The sequence below is a fragment of the Euzebyales bacterium genome, assembly GCA_036374135.1.
In the GTDB taxonomy this organism is placed as follows: domain Bacteria; phylum Actinomycetota; class Nitriliruptoria; order Euzebyales; family JAHELV01; genus JAHELV01.
Genome location: DASUUK010000103.1, coordinates 1 through 16844 on the forward strand (window position 1 = coordinate 1; position 16844 = coordinate 16844).

Annotated in this window: 17 protein-coding genes; 5 read left to right on the forward strand and 12 right to left on the reverse strand. The window is 70.7% G+C overall.

Annotated features, from left to right (window positions below):
* Positions 1-143: 143 nt before the first annotated feature.
* Entirely contained in the window at positions 144-347 is a 204-nt protein-coding gene (locus VFZ70_16725) for a hypothetical protein (protein HEX6257456.1), read from the forward strand.
* A 15-nt stretch (positions 348-362) separates the two neighbouring features.
* Here the strand turns inward: VFZ70_16725 and corA are convergent, their stop codons facing one another.
* From corA to VFZ70_16750, 5 genes are all read right to left on the reverse strand, one after another.
* Complete coding sequence (gene corA / locus VFZ70_16730) at positions 363-1334, reverse strand: magnesium/cobalt transporter CorA (protein HEX6257457.1); 972 nt, start codon at positions 1332-1334, stop codon at positions 363-365.
* A gap of 97 nt (positions 1335-1431) precedes the next feature.
* Positions 1432-2097, reverse strand: coding sequence for a lysophospholipid acyltransferase family protein (locus VFZ70_16735; protein ID HEX6257458.1), 666 nt, complete (start codon positions 2095-2097; stop codon positions 1432-1434).
* Positions 2098-2194: 97 nt separating this feature from the next.
* Entirely contained in the window at positions 2195-2935 is a 741-nt protein-coding gene (locus tag VFZ70_16740; GenBank protein HEX6257459.1) for a serine protease, read from the reverse strand.
* A complete protein-coding gene (locus tag VFZ70_16745; GenBank protein ID HEX6257460.1) occupies positions 2932-3519 on the reverse strand; it encodes a hypothetical protein in 588 nt (195 codons plus the stop codon). The genes VFZ70_16740 and VFZ70_16745 overlap by 4 nt, the downstream gene beginning before the upstream one ends.
* Before the next feature lie 230 nt (positions 3520-3749).
* Positions 3750-4559, reverse strand: coding sequence for a hypothetical protein (locus tag VFZ70_16750; GenBank protein ID HEX6257461.1), 810 nt, complete (start codon positions 4557-4559; stop codon positions 3750-3752).
* 97 nt (positions 4560-4656) lie between these two features.
* Here VFZ70_16750 and VFZ70_16755 point away from each other — a divergent pair, with 97 nt between their 5' ends.
* Both VFZ70_16755 and VFZ70_16760 read left to right on the forward strand, forming a co-directional pair.
* Positions 4657-5499 (forward strand): sulfurtransferase, encoded by an 843-nt coding sequence (locus VFZ70_16755; GenBank protein ID HEX6257462.1) that lies wholly within the window; start codon positions 4657-4659, stop codon positions 5497-5499.
* A complete protein-coding gene (locus VFZ70_16760) occupies positions 5496-6251 on the forward strand; it encodes a GNAT family N-acetyltransferase (protein HEX6257463.1) in 756 nt (251 codons plus the stop codon). Before VFZ70_16755 ends, VFZ70_16760 begins: the two co-directional genes overlap by 4 nt.
* A gap of 153 nt (positions 6252-6404) precedes the next feature.
* Here the strand turns inward: VFZ70_16760 and VFZ70_16765 are convergent, their stop codons facing one another.
* Positions 6405-9191: a vitamin B12-dependent ribonucleotide reductase gene (locus VFZ70_16765; protein ID HEX6257464.1), complete on the reverse strand. Its 2787-nt coding sequence runs from the start codon at positions 9189-9191 to the stop codon at positions 6405-6407.
* A gap of 407 nt (positions 9192-9598) precedes the next feature.
* On the opposite strand from VFZ70_16765, the gene nrdR reads away from it, so the two are divergent.
* Positions 9599-10072 (forward strand): transcriptional regulator NrdR, encoded by a 474-nt coding sequence (gene nrdR, locus VFZ70_16770; GenBank protein HEX6257465.1) that lies wholly within the window; start codon positions 9599-9601, stop codon positions 10070-10072.
* Positions 10073-10103: 31 nt separating this feature from the next.
* Here nrdR and VFZ70_16775 read toward each other — a convergent pair whose 3' ends face one another.
* Entirely contained in the window at positions 10104-10529 is a 426-nt protein-coding gene (locus tag VFZ70_16775) for a hypothetical protein (GenBank protein ID HEX6257466.1), read from the reverse strand.
* A gap of 283 nt (positions 10530-10812) precedes the next feature.
* On the opposite strand from VFZ70_16775, the gene lexA reads away from it, so the two are divergent.
* Entirely contained in the window at positions 10813-11451 is a 639-nt protein-coding gene (lexA, locus tag VFZ70_16780) for a transcriptional repressor LexA (protein ID HEX6257467.1), read from the forward strand.
* A 10-nt stretch (positions 11452-11461) separates the two neighbouring features.
* Here the strand turns inward: lexA and hflX are convergent, their stop codons facing one another.
* From hflX to miaB, 5 genes are read right to left on the reverse strand one after another with little or no spacing between them, the layout of a single operon-like run.
* Entirely contained in the window at positions 11462-12844 is a 1383-nt protein-coding gene (gene hflX / locus VFZ70_16785; protein HEX6257468.1) for a GTPase HflX, read from the reverse strand.
* 23 nt (positions 12845-12867) lie between these two features.
* Complete coding sequence (dapF, locus tag VFZ70_16790) at positions 12868-13713, reverse strand: diaminopimelate epimerase (protein ID HEX6257469.1); 846 nt, start codon at positions 13711-13713, stop codon at positions 12868-12870.
* A gap of 50 nt (positions 13714-13763) precedes the next feature.
* Complete coding sequence (gene miaA, locus VFZ70_16795; protein HEX6257470.1) at positions 13764-14672, reverse strand: tRNA (adenosine(37)-N6)-dimethylallyltransferase MiaA; 909 nt, start codon at positions 14670-14672, stop codon at positions 13764-13766.
* Positions 14669-15418, reverse strand: a complete 750-nt coding sequence (locus VFZ70_16800) for a hypothetical protein (GenBank protein ID HEX6257471.1) — start codon at positions 15416-15418, stop codon at positions 14669-14671. Before VFZ70_16800 ends, miaA begins: the two co-directional genes overlap by 4 nt.
* Positions 15419-16828, reverse strand: coding sequence for a tRNA (N6-isopentenyl adenosine(37)-C2)-methylthiotransferase MiaB (miaB, locus tag VFZ70_16805; GenBank protein HEX6257472.1), 1410 nt, complete (start codon positions 16826-16828; stop codon positions 15419-15421).
* Positions 16829-16844: the final 16 nt, after the last annotated feature.

The following is a 16844-nucleotide window of genomic DNA, read 5'->3' on the forward strand; positions in this document are numbered from 1 at the left end:
CAATGGGCTTTCTGCGAGCGTTGCATTCGCTGGTTCTACGGCGACCAGTCAGCGCACGCGACCGATCACCTGCGCTGCCCCGTCTGTGACGCCGCGCCCACGATGGTGCGCGAGCGGCCCGTCGACCCGTCGGCGCGTGCATCATGAGCACGGCCGAGCAGGCGCAGCCGCATCTGCGCCAGTCCCGTCACCAGCGGGTCGTCGGCGGCGACCGCATCGAGAACTACGGCGATCGACGCACCTGCGCAGCCGACGAGTGCACGACCGTGCTGTCGCGCTACAACCCGTCGTCGACGTGCGGCGTGCACGCGGGGTGGAGGGACACGCGCCAACGCTCGCACGCGTGAGTGACCCACGCGGCGTCACAGCCAGCCGTTGCGCCGGAAGCCGCGGTACAGGACGACACAGATCGCGACCATGGCGACGAGCGCCAGCGGGTAGCCCCAGCGCCAGTCGAGCTCCGGCATGTGGTCGAAGTTCATCCCGTAGACGCCCGCGATCAGCGTGGGCACCGCAGCGATCGCCACCCAGGCGGATATGCGCCGAGCATCCTCGTTCTGCCTGATGCCGACTTGTGCCAGGTTGGCCTGCAGCACACTGGTCAGCAGGTCCCGGTGGGCGTCCACCTGCTGATCCACACGTCGGGCGTGGTCGGCGACGTCACGCAGATACTCCGCCAGGTGCTCGGTGTCGATGGGCACGCGGTTGCGCACCAGGAGATCCAGCGGCTCGATCAGCCCGGTGGTGGCGTGGTGGAAGCCCACGATCTGGCGCTTCAGCCGGTAGATGCGCTCCGTCGGGTTGCCAACGTCAGCGCTGAAGACCTGTTCCTCGACCTGTTCAACGTCGCGGTCGAGATCGACCGCGACCGGCAGGTACTCGTCGACCACGCGATCGAGCACCGCGTACAGGACCGCGGCCGGTCCGATCGACAGCAGTGAGGGGTCCCCCTCGAGCCGTTCGCGCACCGGGCCCAGCGAGGTGATGTCGCCGTGGCGCACCGTGACGACGAACTGCTCGCCGACGAACAGCATGATCTCACCGAGGGTGATCTGCTCGGCGGCGTCGTCGTAGTGGGCGGGCTTGAGCACCACGAACAGGCTCTCGCCGTACACCTCGAGCTTGGCGCGCTGGTGCGCCTTGATCGCATCCTCCACCGCCAGTTCGTGCAGATGGAAGCGGCGCGCGACGTCATCGAACTCGTCCGGGGACGGGTTGTGCAGCCCGACCCATACGAAGCCCTTACCGTCGCCGGCGCGTTCGTAGGCCTGATCGAGCGTCAGGTCCTCCTTGACGCGCTTCCCACCCTCGTAGAGGCCGCAGTCGACGATCACGGTGCGGCCACGACGGTCGGGCGTCCATCACACGGTTCGCGGTCCACCGGCTCGATCCCGCGCGCCCTCATCCACGGTCGCAGAGGTGTCACGACGCTCAGGCGGCACCCAGCTCGGGGTCATGCGACAGCTCGGCGACCGCTTGCTCTGCGCGACGCACCGCCTCCTGGGTGTCCCGCACGCGGATGGCCTCGCCGATGTGGACCGATACGCGGTGCCTGCGCGGCCACGTGGCGCCTTTGGGCAGGACGTGGCGCGTGCCGACGACGCCGACCGGCACGAGCACGGCGCCGGCCGCGGCCAGGCGGCCGATGCCCGACCGGAACTTGCCTCCACCACGCGTACCCTGCGGGTAGATCAGCACGGACCAGCCGGCGGCCAGCAGCTCCTCCGTGCGGCGCAGACCCCGGCTGCCCTCGCGGGGGAACGGGAACGCACCGAGCGATCCCGCCAGCGCCAGACCCTTGATCGTGTCCTTGAACCAGTAGTCGTCGGCGGCCGCCACCGCCAGCGGCCGACCGCGTGCCAGGACCTCCAGCAGGACCACCGTGTCGGCGTGGCTCGCGTGGTTCGCGACGAACACGACGGGTTCACGTGGCAGTGCGACCCGATGGTGCACGGTCAGTGGGCTGCAGAACAGCATGCGGATCGGCCACCACACCAGCCAGCGCATGATCATGCGACCGAACTTGCCCGCCCCGCGCAACCGACCGACGAACAGCGACGACCCGAGCCACTTGCGTCGCCGACGTTCGTCGTCCATCCCTATCGTGGCCATATGTCCAGATCTGCCGTGCCGGCGTCGAGGGTGTCGCACTCACGATGCCATCCCCACCGCCCGCAGACAAGAGCGCACGCCGTCACGAGCAGCCAGCGGGCGCGGCGGTCCCGCCGTCGTCGAGCAGATCCGCGACCGCCGACGCCGGGATCGCCAGGCCGTAGTCCGTCCCGGTCTCGACGCCGAACACCACACCGGCGAGGGCGCCCGTGCGGTCCACCACCGCTCCTCCCGAGTTGCCCGGCGCGATGTCCACCGCCATCCGGATGACCGGGCTCGCGTCGGCCGGTGATCGCAGGCGGGCGTACTCGACCACCTCACCGCGTTCGACGGTCTGCCTGCCACCGTCGGGGTAGCCGACGACCAGCACCTCCGTCTGCTCATCGACGTCGACGGGGGCCAGGCGCGCAACCGCCGGCAGGCGCGTCGACACGCGCACCAGAGCGAGGTCGTCGGCCACGGCGAGCCCTGTCGGTCGCGCGCGGGCGCGCGTGCCGTCCCAGTGGTTGAGCTCGAGGACCTCCGCGCCCTGCACCACGTGCCGGTTGGTCACCAGCAGTCGGGGCCCGACGGCCACGCCCGACGCCGTGGCCAGACGCCCGCATGCACGCGCACGGACGCGCACGGTCAACTGTCGCGCGACCCGCTCCGCGGAGGTGACGTGCAGCACGTCAAGACGTATGGGTCTCGCGTCGGCGACCGCGTCCTCCGTCGGTGTGCTGACGACGTAGGTGGCCGACGGAGGCTCCGTGGCGGTGGGTGCGCACCCCGCCAGCAAGACGGCCGCCGCCACCATCACGGCACGCATGTCGCCGGAGCTCACCGCGCCCCGTCCGCCAGCGCGTCGACGTCGGCGGCAACCTGTTCGCACGTGGCCTGGGCGGCCGTCAGCGCCGCCTGCCAGTCGTCGGCCTCCGCGTCGGCTGCGACGGCGACCCGGGCGGCGTCGACCTGGGCGACGCAGTTGTCGACCTGCGCCTGCAGCGTCCTGACGCGGTCGACCGGCGCCGTCGTCCCAGCCGCACGACCGACGTCCTCGTCACGGGCACGGTCTCCGGCCAGCGCGATGACCCGAGCCTCGAGCGCGGCGGCGTCAGCCTCGGAGGCCGCGAGCTGGCTCGCGATCGCGCGGCGTAGCCCACGGTCGATGCGCTGTTGGCGTCGCGCGTCCTGCTCGTTCTGCCGGCTGACGTTCGCGGCCGCGACCGCCCGCGCCGCGGACTGTTCAGCGGTCAGCGCCCGATCGCGCCAGGCGAGTGCCGTCGACCCGTTCGCCACGGCCACGCCGACCGCGATGATCAACGCCGCGGCCGTGGCCGCGGCGATGACAGCGTCCCCCCGCCGACGCCGTGGTGCGCCCCCATCGTGGTCGCCGCCCGGCCACGACGATCGTGCTCGTCCATCCACGCCGACATCACCTCCCGGTCGGTGTGCCGATGCCACGGGGTGATCGAACTCCGCCCCCACGTCGTGCGCAGTCCTCGCCCACGGACGATGTGCACGGTCTGGTCGGAGCCGTGACGAACGCGCACGCACAGCGCCAGACCGCCTCTCAGAAGGTCGTCGTTCCCGCCGCACCGTCCGCTCCGACGTCGCCGCGGCGACCCTCCCCGCCGATCATCTGCGTCAGACAGCGCTCACGCATCGTAGCCGAGGCCGATGGCCCGTGCCTGCTCCGTCGTGCCGCCGCGCCCCGGTGCGCCGGAGGGCCGTCGCGTGGGCGGTTGCGGCATCGGCTGGTCCACCTCGACGAGTGCGGCACGCAGGTGCGCGAGGTCCTCGAGCAACTCGTCCAGCGTCGCGTCGGCATCCACCGCGGACGCGGTCCGCAGCTCCGCCGCGCGCCAGGCGGCGGTCTGCAGGTCGTGCACCGCTGCCTCGAGCCGGCCGCGGAGCCGGTCGATCGATGCGGTCAACCGAGCGACCTCGTCGACCCGCACCGTCAGCGCACGCGCGCGTTCGCCATGCGGATCGCGGCGCCGCGCCGCACGCAGATCACGGCGCAGGGCGCGCACACGGGAGCCTGGCAGCAGGCGCGCGAGACGGTCGCCCTCGCGGGCGAGCACCCCGCAGCGCTCCAGGGCGGCGTCGATCGTGTACTGCGACCCGGCCACGTGGTCGCCGAGCGGCGATCCCGTCAGATCGTCCGCGACGCCGATGAATGCCTCACGTGCGCTCCATGCCGCGGCCAGGTTCCGCCGCCACACGCCCGTCAGCGCCGCGGGCTCACCGACGCGCCGCAGCAACTGCCGGCGCTCGCGGGCACGCCGTCGGCCGAACACGCCCGGCACGATGGCCATCAGCCCCATCAGGCCCGTGCCGGCCAGCAGGACGGGGCCGGCGATGGCGTCGGTGGCGATCGCGGTCATGGCCGCAACGGCGGTCGCAGCGATCCAGGCTGCGATCCCCAGGACGACCCGCAGGTCGCGGGCGACGCCATCACGCACTGGAGAACCGTTCACGATCTGGGCAATGGTACCTGTCGGCGTTCCGCACACGGTCGCCGCACCGAGATCCGTCATCGCCCCGACGACTGGCCAGCACATGCGCCAGACCCACCCCGTGCTCGTCGACGCCGACCGGCTGCGCGACCGACATGACACGCTGGTGTGCGACGTCCGCTGGTACCTCGACGGCCGTTCCGGCCGTGCGGCGTACGAGGCCGGCCATCTGCCCGGTGCGGTGTTCGTCGACCTGGACCGCTGGCTGGCGGCGCCGGCTTCCCCCGCAGCCGGCCGGCACCCGCTGCCGCCACCAGCCATGTTCGCCGAGGGCATGCGTCGCGCCGGGCTGCGTCCCGGCATGGCGGTCGTCGCCTACGACGACGCGGGCGGAGCGTACGCCGCCCGGCTGGTGTGGCTCCTGCGGGCGTGCGATGTGTCCGCGGCCCTGCTCGACGGCGGCGTCGCCGCCTGGGACGAACCGCTGTCCCGGGTGCCACCGGTGGTCGTGCCCGGCACGTTCGTGCTCGACAGCTGGCCGCAGGAGCACCTGGCGAGCGCGGACGAGGTCGCCGAGGCGCGGAACCGGGGTGGCACCGTCGTCGACGCACGCGCCGCCGACCGCTACGCCGGGCGCGTCGAACCCGTCGATCCCAGGGCGGGGCACATCCCGGGCGCCGTCAACGTCCCGTTCGTCGGCAACCTCGACGAGGCGACCCGACGCTTCATCGGCCCGGACGCCCTCGCCGACCGGTACCGCGACGCCGGCGTCGACGATCCGTCCTGCGCCATCGTCTACTGCGGATCGGGCGTCACGGCCTGCCACGACCTGCTCGCGATGGAGCACGCCGGCCTCGTCGGGGCGCGCCTCTACCCGGGATCGTGGTCGCAGTGGAGCGCCGACCCGGCACGCCCGGCCGCGACCGGTGACGAGCCGGACGCATGACCGCGCGCACCGCGTCGCGCGACGTCGTCTCCCCGTCCATCCGGGGAAACATCTCAACGCCCAACCCCGATCGGTTCCCCACGATGCTTGCGACCGCGGCCGGGGATTCGTACCGTCGCGCCATGGGCGCCGATGTCGCGTGGTTGAGCGGCACACCGCCGCAGCGCATCGTCGGGCGCACGGTGGTCCTGCAGCGCTGGCGGGACGACGACCTCGAGCCCAAGTTGGACGCGATCCTGTCGTCGATCGACGAACTGACGTCGTGGATGCCGTGGGCGCCCGGCTACAACCGCGACGTCGGTGCCGACTTCCTCCGGCGATCGCAGGAGGAATGGGACGCCCGCACGACGTTCGGGTACGCCATCCGCAGCCCCGACGACGAGATCGTCGGCAGCCTCGGCATGCACCCCCGCCTGGGCGTGGGCGGTCTGGAGATCGGCTACTGGGTGCGATCGGACGTGACCGGGCACGGCTACGCGACCCGAGGGAGCGCGCTCGCGACGGCGGCAGCGCTGGCGCTCGACGACGTCAGCTATGTCGAGATCCGCCACGATCGGGCGAACGAGCGGAGCCGGCGCATCCCCGCCCGTCTCGGGTACCGCCACGTCGAGACCGTCGAACGCGAGCCGGAGGCGCCACGCGAGTCCGGCACGGCCCTGCACTGGCGCATGACCGCCGAGGAGTACCCGACGAGTGCCGCCGCCGGCGTCGTCGCGGACGAGACGGACGCCAGCAACGCAGGGCAGGTGTGAAGCCGCCGCGGGTCTCGGCGAAGGTGATCGTGGTCGACGCGAGTGACCGCGTGCTGCTGCTCCGCGGCCACGACCCCGATGATCCGGGGGCTGGTCACTACTGGTTCCCACCGGGTGGCGGCGTGGAGCCGGATGAGAGCGTGCGGGTCGCTGTCAGCTGCACCCGCTGGTCGTCCCGCACTGCGGGCAGCAGTGGCACGAGCCGGCGCGGACCATCGACACGCCGCACTGGTAGCACATCGGCGCGTTGCTGTAGTTGTCGTCGATCGGGTGCTCCGGCGTGACCGGCAGGACCGTCTGCCCCTCGGCGTCCGCCCTCGGCGAGGTGTCGTCGGTCGGCACCGGCGCGGCGTGACCGCCACCGGCGTCGAGTTGGGCCATCCGCTCCTGCATCGTGTAGATGTTCAGCTGGTGGCGCGTCTCGGGCGGCAGGTACTCGATTGCAAGCCGCCGGAACATGTAGTCGACGATCGAGGACGCGAACTTGACCTCCGAGTCGTCGGTCATGCCCGCAGGCTCGAAGCGCATGTTGATGAACTTCGACACGAACGCCTCGAGCGGCACGCCGTACTGCAGGCCGATGCTGACGCTGATCGCGAACGCGTCCATCACACCCGACAGCGTCGAGCCCTGCTTGCCGAGGTTGACGAAGATCTCGCCCAGACCGTCACCGGGGTACTCCCCCGCCGTCATGTAGCCCTCGGCGTCACCGACCGTGAACGACAACGTCTGCGCGGGCCGCTGGCGCGGCAGCCGTCGCCGCACGATGCCGGCCTGGGCCGCCACCTCGTCGGTCGTCGTCGACGGCTTCTCGGCGGTCGAGCTCTTCTTGCTGACCGACAGCGGCTGGGCGACCTTGCAGTTGTCGCGGTAGATTGCCAGCGCCTTCAGCCCGAGCCGCCAGCCCTCCATGTAGATGTGCTCGACGTCCTCGACGGTCGCCGACTCGGGCATGTTGACCGTCTTCGAGATCGCGCCACTGATCCACGGCTGCACGGCGGCCATCATGCGGACATGGCCCATCGGAGCGATCGAGCGCTCCCCCATCGCGCAGTCGAACACCTCGAGGTGCTCGGGCCTGAACGCGGGTGCGCCGTCGACGGTCGCGTGGTCGTCGATGTAGGCGACGATCGCCTCGACCTGCTCCGGCTGGTAGCCCAGGTGGGCCAACGCGACCGGCACGGTCTGGTTGACGATCTTCATCGAACCGCCACCGACCAGCTTCTTCATCTTGACCAGTCCGAGGTCGGGCTCGATGCCGGTCGTGTCGCAGTCCATCATCAGACCGATCGTGCCCGTCGGTGCCAGCACGGTCGCCTGCGCGTTGCGCACACCGTGGTCGTGGGCCTCGTCGACCGTCTCGCTCCACGCCGAGCGTGCAGCGTCGAGGACGCTGGTCGGCGCCAGGTCGCGGTCGATGACCGACAGCGCGTCGCGGTGCTTGGCCAGCACGCGCAGCATGCCGTCGCGGTCGGCGGCGTAGCCGTCGAAGGGTCCCTGCACCTTCGCCAGCTCCACCGACGTGCGGTACGCCTGCCCGGTCATCAGCGCCGTTATCGCGCCGGCCCAGGCACGACCCTCGTCGGAGTCGTACGGGATGCCCTGACTCATGAGCAGGCCGCCGAGGTTGGCGTAGCCGAGCCCGAGCTGGCGGTAGGCGCGCGCGTTGGCGCCGATCGCAACAGTCGGGTAGCTCGAGTTGCTGACCAGGATCTCCTGCGCTGTGAAGACGATCTCGACCGCGCGGCGGAACGACTCGATGTCGAAGACCCCACCCTCTTCGAACTTCCGCAGGTTCAGCGAGGCCAGGTTGCACGCGGAGTTGTCGAGGTGCATGTACTCCGAGCACGGGTTGGAGCCGTTGATGCGCCCCGCCTCGGGCGTGGTGTGCCAGTCGTTGATCGTCGTGTCGTACTGGATGCCGGGGTCGGCACACTCCCACGCCGCCCGTGCGATCTGACGCATCAGCTCGGCCGCCGGCAACGACTTGATGGTCTCACCGGTCGTGACCGCCTTGAGGCCCCACTGCCCGTCTCGCTCGACGTCCCGCATGAACGCGTCGGTCACCCGCACCGAGTTGTTGGCGTTCTGGTACTGGACGGACGCCGCGTCGCGACCGTCGAGGTCCATGTCGAAGCCGGCCTCGCGCAGCGCCCGCGCCTTGAGCTCCTCGCGCTGCTTGCACCAGACGAACTCTTCGACGTCGGGGTGGTCGACGTCGAGGATGACCATCTTCGCCGCACGCCGCGTCTTGCCACCGCTCTTGATGGTGCCGGCCGAGGCGTCCGCGCCACGCATGAAGCTGACCGGGCCGCTCGCCTGGCCCCCGCCGCGCAACTGCTCCTTCGACGAGCGGATACGCGACAGGTTGACACCCGATCCGGACCCGCCCTTGAAGATCGTGCCCTCCTCGACGTACCAGTTCAGGATCGACGACATCTCGTCCTCGACCGACAGGATGAAGCACGCGGAGCACTGCGGTTCGCTCTCAACGCCGACGTTGAACCAGACAGGAGAGTTGAACGCGGCCTTCTGGTGCACGAGCAGGTGCTTGAGCTCGCGGCTGAACACGTCGGCCGACCCATCGTCGGCGAAGTAGCCGTCGGACCGCCCCCACCCGGTGATGGTGTCGGCGACCCGGTCGATCATGTGCTTGACGCTGCGCTCACGCTCGGGCGTGCCCAGGGTGCCCCGGAAGTACTTCTGGGCGACGATCGTCGTGGCATTCATCGACCAGGTCGCCGGGAACTCGACGTCGCGCTGCTCGAAGGCGACCTCCCCGGTGCGGTAGTCGGTGATCACCGCGTCCCGGGTCTCCCAGTCCAAGTCGTCGTACGGGTGGACGCCAGGGGTCGTGAAGTGCGGTTCGACGCGCAGGCCGGGTCGGACCTCGGCATCGGTGGTGGTCGTGGCCTCAAGGGCGTGACGGATGGTGGTCATCAACAGCTCCTGTGGATCCCCGGCGTGAAACTTCAAGTGTGTAACTTGCCTCCTCCGCCCGCCGGGGTCAAGGGTTCGCCACCGCGACAACCGCTAGATACAGGCTGTACGCAGGAATGACTCCACAACATGTTGTGGTGCGCCGTAACGCTTTCCTGCCATGCGCAACACTACCGTGCGGGCGATCGACTGTCGTGGTGGGACCTGTTGACAACGCCGGTGCGCGCTGACCACGACATGTTGTGGCGTCCGACGCCAGCTGTGGACACGCCCGTGCACACCTGTGGACAGCTTGTGGAGCGTGTGGTCGCACACCGTGGACAACCGGTGGAAAACCCGGCCACATCTGTGGTCAGAGGGTGGACAGCGACGGGTAGATTTTCTGGCGTACCCCTGAAAGGCCATCCGTGCGTTGCCCGTACTGCGCAGCCGACGACGATCGCGTCATCGACTCCCGCCCCGCTGACGGCGGCATGTCGGTGCGCCGTCGACGCGAGTGCCGCGCGTGCCAGCAGCGCTTCACGACGTTCGAACGGACAGCCCACGAGGCACTGACCGTGCGCAAGCGTGACGGCACTACCGAACCGTTCCGGCGCGACAAGCTGCACCTGGGCATGGCGCGGGCGTTGGCCAACCTGGACGTGGACGGCGACGCCCTGCGCACGAGCGCGGCACGTGTCGAGGTGCAACTGCGCCAGACCGGACAGCGCACCGTGACGAGCGAGGACATCGGACGTGCGGTCCTCGATGTGCTGCGTGACATCCATCACGTCGCCTACGTGCGGTTCGCGAGCGTGTACAAGGGCTTCACGTCCTCGGAGGACTTCGCGCGCGAGCTCGCGAATCTGGAGCAGGACGGCGAACCCATCGGAGGCATGTAGCCCGCCGCGGTCACGGCCGGTTCGCGACGGCCTACGGCTGCCCGGCCGAGCGTGGGGCAGCCACGACGGGCGACGTCGCGACCGGCACCGACACGGCCGTGCCCGGGCGAATCGCGGCGGGATCGATCGCGTTGCGGTCCGCGACCTCGGCCACCCAGGACGCACGATCCACGCCGGCCGGGGCGTACCGCTCGGCGAGATCCCACAGGGTGCCGCCCTCGGGGACCACGACCGTCACGTCCATGTGCGCCACCGGGGCGTCTGATCCGCGCGACAGCGCCCGCACGGCGACCACGCCGCCGACCACGATCGCCGACACCACGGCCAGCACCAGCGCCCGACGCAACCAGAACACCCGGCGGGGCGGGCGCGGAGATGCTGCCGGCGTGGGCAGGACGCGCAGCCCTCGGCGGCGGTCGTCGTACCGCTGCTCGAGCTCACGTAGCGCGACTGCCATGCCGTCCTCCTGTGACTCTCTGTACTGCGGTCCAATCCAGAGCCAGCTGTGGCGAACCTGTGTTCGATCCGGACGGCCAGCATGATCGAACATCCGTTCGTTGTCAACCGGCGATTCGCACAAACGTTCGACGGCGCGCGTCGGCGTCGTCCGACCCGGACGCTGGGCCACGAAGCGAACAGGTGTTTGCTTTGTGTGGCCGTAGTCGGTAGCGTGCAGCCAACCTCGTCAGTGACGCTCCACCCCGGTGGGGCCCGACCTGCAGCTCGGCAAGGAGAGCCCGATGACCGGCAGCAACGACCTGACCTCGCGGCAGCAGCAGATCCTCGACATGATCCGGCAGACGGTGGAGGACCGTGGCTACCCGCCGAGCGTCCGGGAGATCGGTGAGGCGGTCGGGTTGCGGTCGACGTCGAGCGTGCACGCGCAACTCGCCTCGCTCGAACGGATGGGCTACCTGCGCCGCGATCCGTCCCGGCCGCGCGCGATCGAGGTGCGGTTCGACCCCGACAGCGAGCTCGCCCGGACGCCGGCGAGCGTCCGCGCGGTTCCGCTGGTCGGTGAGATCGCGGCCGGCGCGCCCATCCTCGCCGAGGAGCGGGTCGAGGAGCTGTACCAGCTCCCCCGCGACCTCGTGGGCGAGGGTACGTTGTTCATGCTCCGGGTTCGCGGTGAATCGATGGTGCTCGCCGGCGTGCTGCCCGACGACTACGTCGTCATCCGCCAGCAGCCGACGGTGGAGCAGGGCGAGATGTGCGCGGCGATGATCGACGGTGAGGCGACGGTCAAGTTCTTCCGGCGGACACGCGACGGCCGCCTGTTCCTCGACCCCGCCAACGACGGCTACGAGCCGATCCCTGTCCCACAGGGAGAGCAGGCGTCGATCCTCGGTCGGGTGGTCGCCGTCCTGCGGAGCCTCTAGGCGACCCCGATCACCGATCGGACCCGTCAGCCGCGGCACCACCGTCCGCGCCGTCGATCGCGGCACCGTCAACGACGATGAACCGCTGCAGCGACGCGACGGCGCTGTGGTCCAGCTGCGCCACCACATACGTGCCCTCGGGACGGTGCTCCTCCTTCAGCACGGTGCCATCACGGTGCGCCAGCGCGACCAGGTGGGCGTGTTGGTAGGGCACGAGCGCCTCGACGAGGCGACGTGACGACGCCAACCGGCCCGTGACCGCGGCGACGAGTGCCTCGACGCCCTCGCCTGTCGCGGCCGACACGGCGACGGCGTCGGCGTGCGCGCGCAGCAGCCGGCGCACCGTCGCCTCATCGGTGACGTCGACCTTGTTCAACGCGAGGACCTTGGGCAGCGCACCGGCGCCGATCTCGTCGAGCACGGCGTCAACGGCGCGGATCTGCTCGTCGACGCGCGGGTGGCCGGCATCGCACACGTGGACGAGCAGGTGGGCATCGGTCGTCTGTTCCAGCGTCGACTTGAACGCCTCGACCAGCTGGGTCGGCAGGTTCTGGATGAACCCCACCGTGTCGGTCGCGATGGCGGTGCGTCCGTCGGTCAGCTCGAGTCGCCGTGCCGTGACGTCGAGCGTGGCGAACAGCTGGTCGGCAACGCCGACCGACGCACCCGTCAGCCGGTTGAGCAGTGTCGACTTGCCCGCGTTGGTGTAGCCCACGAGCGCCACGACCGGGACCTGGTTGCGCTCTCGGCGGCGGACCTTCAGTGCGCGGGCGCGGCGGGCGTCGTCGAGGTCGGCGCGCAGCTTGGTGATGCGCCGGGCGATGCGGCGCCTGTCGACCTCCAGCTGCGACTCCCCCGGACCACGCGTGCCGATGCCACCGGCCTGTCGTGACAGGGCCTGCCCCCAGCCACGCAGACGCGACATCAGGTACGTGAGCTGGGCCAGCTCTACCTGGAGCTTGCCCTCCCGGGACGAGGCGTGCTGGGCGAAGATGTCGAGGATGACGATCGTGCGGTCCAGCACCTTGACGGCGAGCGACTCCTCGAGCGTCCGCTGCTGCGCCGGCGTGAGCTCGTCGTCGAAGATGACCGCGTCGACGTCCGCATCATGGACGCGGTCGCGGAGCTCGACGACCTTGCCACTGCCGATGAACGTCGCGGGATCAGGTCGCTCACGGCGCTGGACGAAGCGCTCGACGGTGACGCCGCCGGCCGTGTTGACCAGCAACTCGAGCTCGTCGAGCGACGACGCGACGGTGGTGGAGCTGTCGTCGGCGAGCTGGACGGCGACGAGGATCGCGCGCTCGACCGGCCGGATGATGTCGACACCCTCGCGCGGGGCGTCGTCCCCGATCCGCTCGGCCTCCGCGCGGCGCTGCACAGCCCGTGGCATCTGTGCCGTGGGTTCCCCGTCGGTCATTCGAAGGCCGCCCGCAGCCAGGCGTCATCCAGCGTCGCGTCGAACACGGTCACCGCGGGGCCGCGGATGTACAACGCGTCATCCTCCCAGTCGACGTGCAGGACACCACCCGGCACCTCGACGCGGACGTGGCGACCGACGCGGCCCCACAGGTGTGCCGCGACGGCCATGGCGGATGCGCCGGTCCCCGAGGCGAGCGTCTCGCCGACGCCACGCTCCCAGATGCGTCCGTGGACGACACCCGGCTGGGGAACGCTGACGAACTCGACGTTCGTGCCGTCCGGGAACGCCGTGTGCGTCCCGATCCGCGGGCCCCAGTCAGCGACCGGCGCCTTGTCGGCCTCCTCGACCTCGACGACAGCGTGCGGGTTGCCAATCGACAACGTCGTCGTCTCGACCTGCACCACACCTTGTCCATCGGCGGTCGGCAGGGTGATGGTGACCTCCCCGGTCGGTTGCGGCACACCCATGTTGACGCGCGTCTCGGTGACCCGACCTGAGCCGTCGCGACCGGTCACCACCACGTGCTTCGTCCCGGCACGCGAGCCGACGCGCACCGTGTCGCCCGACAGCAGACCGCGGTCGAGCGCGTACGCCGCCACGCACCGCACGCCGTTGCCACACATCTCGACCACACCGCCGTCGGCGTTGCGGTAGTCCATGAACACATCCGCATCATCGGTCCGCGGTGCCGCGATGCGGATCACACCGTCGCCACCGACGCCACGATGACGGTCGCACAGCGCCCGGACGAGTACCGACCCGAGGTCGATGGATCCGTCGAGATCCGCGATCACGACGAAGTCGTTGCCGCATCCGTGGACCTTGCTCACCTGCATCATCTTCACCTTCGCCGTCCCGCGGGGACCATCACGGTCGTGGCCGCGGTCCATCACCGCGCCCGCTCACCGTCCGTGTCGCGTGTAAGGAGATCGACAGCGGAGGCGGCGTCCATCCAGCGTACCCGGGGGTCGGTCGCAAACCAGCGCTGCTGACGGACCGCGTAGCGGCGGGTCCTGGTGACGATACGCTCGCGCGCCTCGTCGAGCGTGCAGCGGCCGTCCAGGTGTTCCCACAACTCGGCGTACCCGATCGCGGCGGCCGCGGTGCGCGACAGCACACGGTCGCGCAGTCCCGCGGCCTCCTCGACCCAACCCGCCGCGAGCATCGCGTCGACGCGGTCGCGGATGCGCGCGGTCAGGTCGTCCCGGCCGATGTCGACGCCGATGACTCGCAGCGCCGGATAGACCGATTCGTACCGGTCCCACGCGGCCTGGAACGACGAGTACGGTCGACCGGTCAGCCGGTGGACCTCCAGCGCGCGGATCGCGCGGCGTCGGTTCGACGGGTCGAGGCGTTCGGCCCACCGCGGATCGACGACCTGCACGGCCCGGTGCGCGTCGGTGGGGTCCGGGTGCGATCGCTCGATCTCGGCGCGCACCTCCGGGTCGGTCGGTGGGAACTCCAGCGGGTCGACCACGGCACGGAAGTACAGGCCCGAGCCGCCGACGAGCAGCGGGTGGCGGCCCCGCGCCGCGACGTCGCTGACCGCCGTGCGCGCGCGGGCCTGGAACCACTGCGCGGTGCACTCCTGCGACGGGTCGAGCAGATCGACCATGTGGTGGGTGACGCCACCGTCGGCAGGCGGCTTCGCGGTGCCGATGTCCATCCCGCGGTAGATCGTCAAGGCATCGACCGCGATGATCTCGGCATCCAGCGACGGCGCCACCGCGGCCGCGATCGCGGACTTGCCCGCCGCGGTCGGCCCCACGATCGCGGTGACCTCGGTGGTGACGGTCACTGGGTGCTCAGCACCAGGTAGCCAACGCCGCGGGGAGCGCTGTAGCGACGCACCGACAGCGGCAGCGACGCTGACGCGGCGGCACCGTGCAGCACGCACAGTGGCGCCCACCCGCGTGCTCCGACCGCCGCGGCGGCATCGGGACCGTACTCGGCGAGGTCACCGGTGTCTCCGCGCGTGAACAGTTCGACGATGTCCGCGTCCCAACTCGCGGCGCCCGGCAGCGCGGCGAGCGGGGCGGCGTTGTTCAGGCCCGCTGACAGGTCTCCGGCCACCACCATCACACCGGTGAATCCGGCCTCGTCGAGCGCCTGGACGGCACTGGTGCCCAACGCCGACAGCACGCTGAACTCGGCCGACGCCGAGACCTCAAGCGCCACGACCGGGACGCGGCGCCGGTCGACCAGCAGCGCGAGCACGGCGAGATCCAGCGGCAGTCGCGGACGACGGACGCGGGGATACTGCGTGATGCGCGACAACGCCGCGATGGCCGACGGACAGCCGTCGAGCGTCCGGGACACCTGCGGATGACCCAGCCCCGTGAGGTCGACGGTCACCGTGTCGTGCAGCGCCGGTTGACCGGCAGCCACGATGACGGCCACGTCGGCGTCGGGCAGGCGGGACACCACCCGGGACACGGTCGTGCGCAACTGCTCGAGCACTGCGCCGACGCCCACCCCGACGCCCGGCACGAGCACCGGTGCGCTCGGGATGCTCGCCGCCCCGAGCAGCGGCCGCCGTGCCACCTAGGCAGGCACGCGCGCCGACGGCGGCGGTGTCCCGACCGCCGCGTCAACCGGTGCATCACTGACCGTGCCCAGCAGGTAGAACGGAGCCGCCCGGTCCAAGTGCGCGTGCACCCTGGCGCCGGGCCGCGCGGCGGGAACGGCGTCGACGTGGACGAGCCGGTTGGTGCGCGTGCGGCCGGACATGCGACCCGCATCGGTCTTGGACGGCCCCTCGATCAGCAACTGTTGGACGGTGCCGACCTGTCGCGCGTTCGACGCAGCGGCCAGCTCGCGTGTCAGCGCCGCAAGGCGCTGGTAGCGGGCGTTGACCACGCCCGGATCGAGGTGCCCGTCGAGCTCGACTGCCGTCGTGCCGGGACGCTTGGAGTACTCGAACGTGAAGGCCGAGTCGAACGCGGCGGCCGCGGTGACCTCCAGCGTCTGCTCGAAGTCCTCGTCGGTCTCGCCGGGGAACCCGACGATGATGTCGGTCGAGATCGCCACACCCGGGATCGTGGCCCGGGCCTCCTCCACGAGTCCCAGGAACCGCTTGGCCCGGTACGCCCGCTGCATGCGCCGCAGCACAACGTCGCTGCCCGACTGCAGGGGCAGGTGCAGATGCTCGCAGACCGCGGAGATGTCACGCATCGCCGCGAAGACGTCCGATGTGAAGTCCTTCGGATGCGGACTCGTGAAGCGGATGCGGTCGAGGCCGTCGAGGTCACCCAGTGCGTGCAGCAGCTCGGCGAACAGGGTCCGGTTGCGTGGGCCCGGCGACGCGACCTCGCCGCGGCGCACGAGGTCGCGGCCGTACGAGTTGACGTTCTGACCGAGCAGCGTGACCTCCCGGACGCCGTCGGCGATCAGGCCGCGCACCTCGGCCAGGATGTCGCCCATCCGCCGCGACTTCTCCGGTCCGCGCAGCGACGGCACGATGCAGAACGCACACGTGTTGTCGCACCCGATCGAGATCGACACCCACGCGTGGTGTGCGACCTCGCGGCGCGCCGGCAACGCGGACGGGAACGCCTCGGTCTGTTCGAGGATCTCGACGACCGGCAACGCGGCCGAGTCGGCCTGCGCGAGGAGCGCGGGCAGCCGCGACAAGTTGTGGGTGCCGTACACGACGTCGACCCAGGGCGCACGTTCGGCGATGACGTGCTGATCCTTCTGCGCCAGGCAGCCGCCGACGACCACCTGCCGATCGGGATCGGCCAACTTCAGCGGCTTGAGCTGTGACAGGTGGCCGTACAGCTTCTGGTCGGCATTCTCGCGGATCGCGCACGTGTTGAACAGCACCAGGTCGGCCGACTCGACGTCGGCGGCCGCCCGGTAGCCCATGGTCTCGAGCACTCCGGCCGCACGCTCGGAGTCGTGCTCGTTCATCTGGCAGCCGTAGGTGCGGATGAAGTATGTTCGCGCGCTCACAGCGATCAACGATAGC

Coding starts and splice junctions, on each gene's coding strand:
- VFZ70_16725 (HEX6257456.1), top strand. CDS start 144: ATGAGCACGGCCGAGCAGGCGCAGCCGCATCTGCGCCAGTCCCGTCAC.
- VFZ70_16765 (HEX6257464.1), bottom strand. CDS start 9,191: ATGACCACCATCCGTCACGCCCTTGAGGCCACGACCACCACCGATGCC.
- VFZ70_16755 (HEX6257462.1), top strand. CDS start 4,657: ATGCGCCAGACCCACCCCGTGCTCGTCGACGCCGACCGGCTGCGCGAC.
- hflX (HEX6257468.1), bottom strand. CDS start 12,844: ATGCCACGGGCTGTGCAGCGCCGCGCGGAGGCCGAGCGGATCGGGGAC.
- dapF (HEX6257469.1), bottom strand. CDS start 13,713: ATGATGCAGGTGAGCAAGGTCCACGGATGCGGCAACGACTTCGTCGTG.
- lexA (HEX6257467.1), top strand. CDS start 10,813: ATGACCGGCAGCAACGACCTGACCTCGCGGCAGCAGCAGATCCTCGAC.
- VFZ70_16760 (HEX6257463.1), top strand. CDS start 5,496: ATGACCGCGCGCACCGCGTCGCGCGACGTCGTCTCCCCGTCCATCCGG.
- VFZ70_16735 (HEX6257458.1), bottom strand. CDS start 2,097: ATGGACGACGAACGTCGGCGACGCAAGTGGCTCGGGTCGTCGCTGTTC.
- VFZ70_16775 (HEX6257466.1), bottom strand. CDS start 10,529: ATGGCAGTCGCGCTACGTGAGCTCGAGCAGCGGTACGACGACCGCCGC.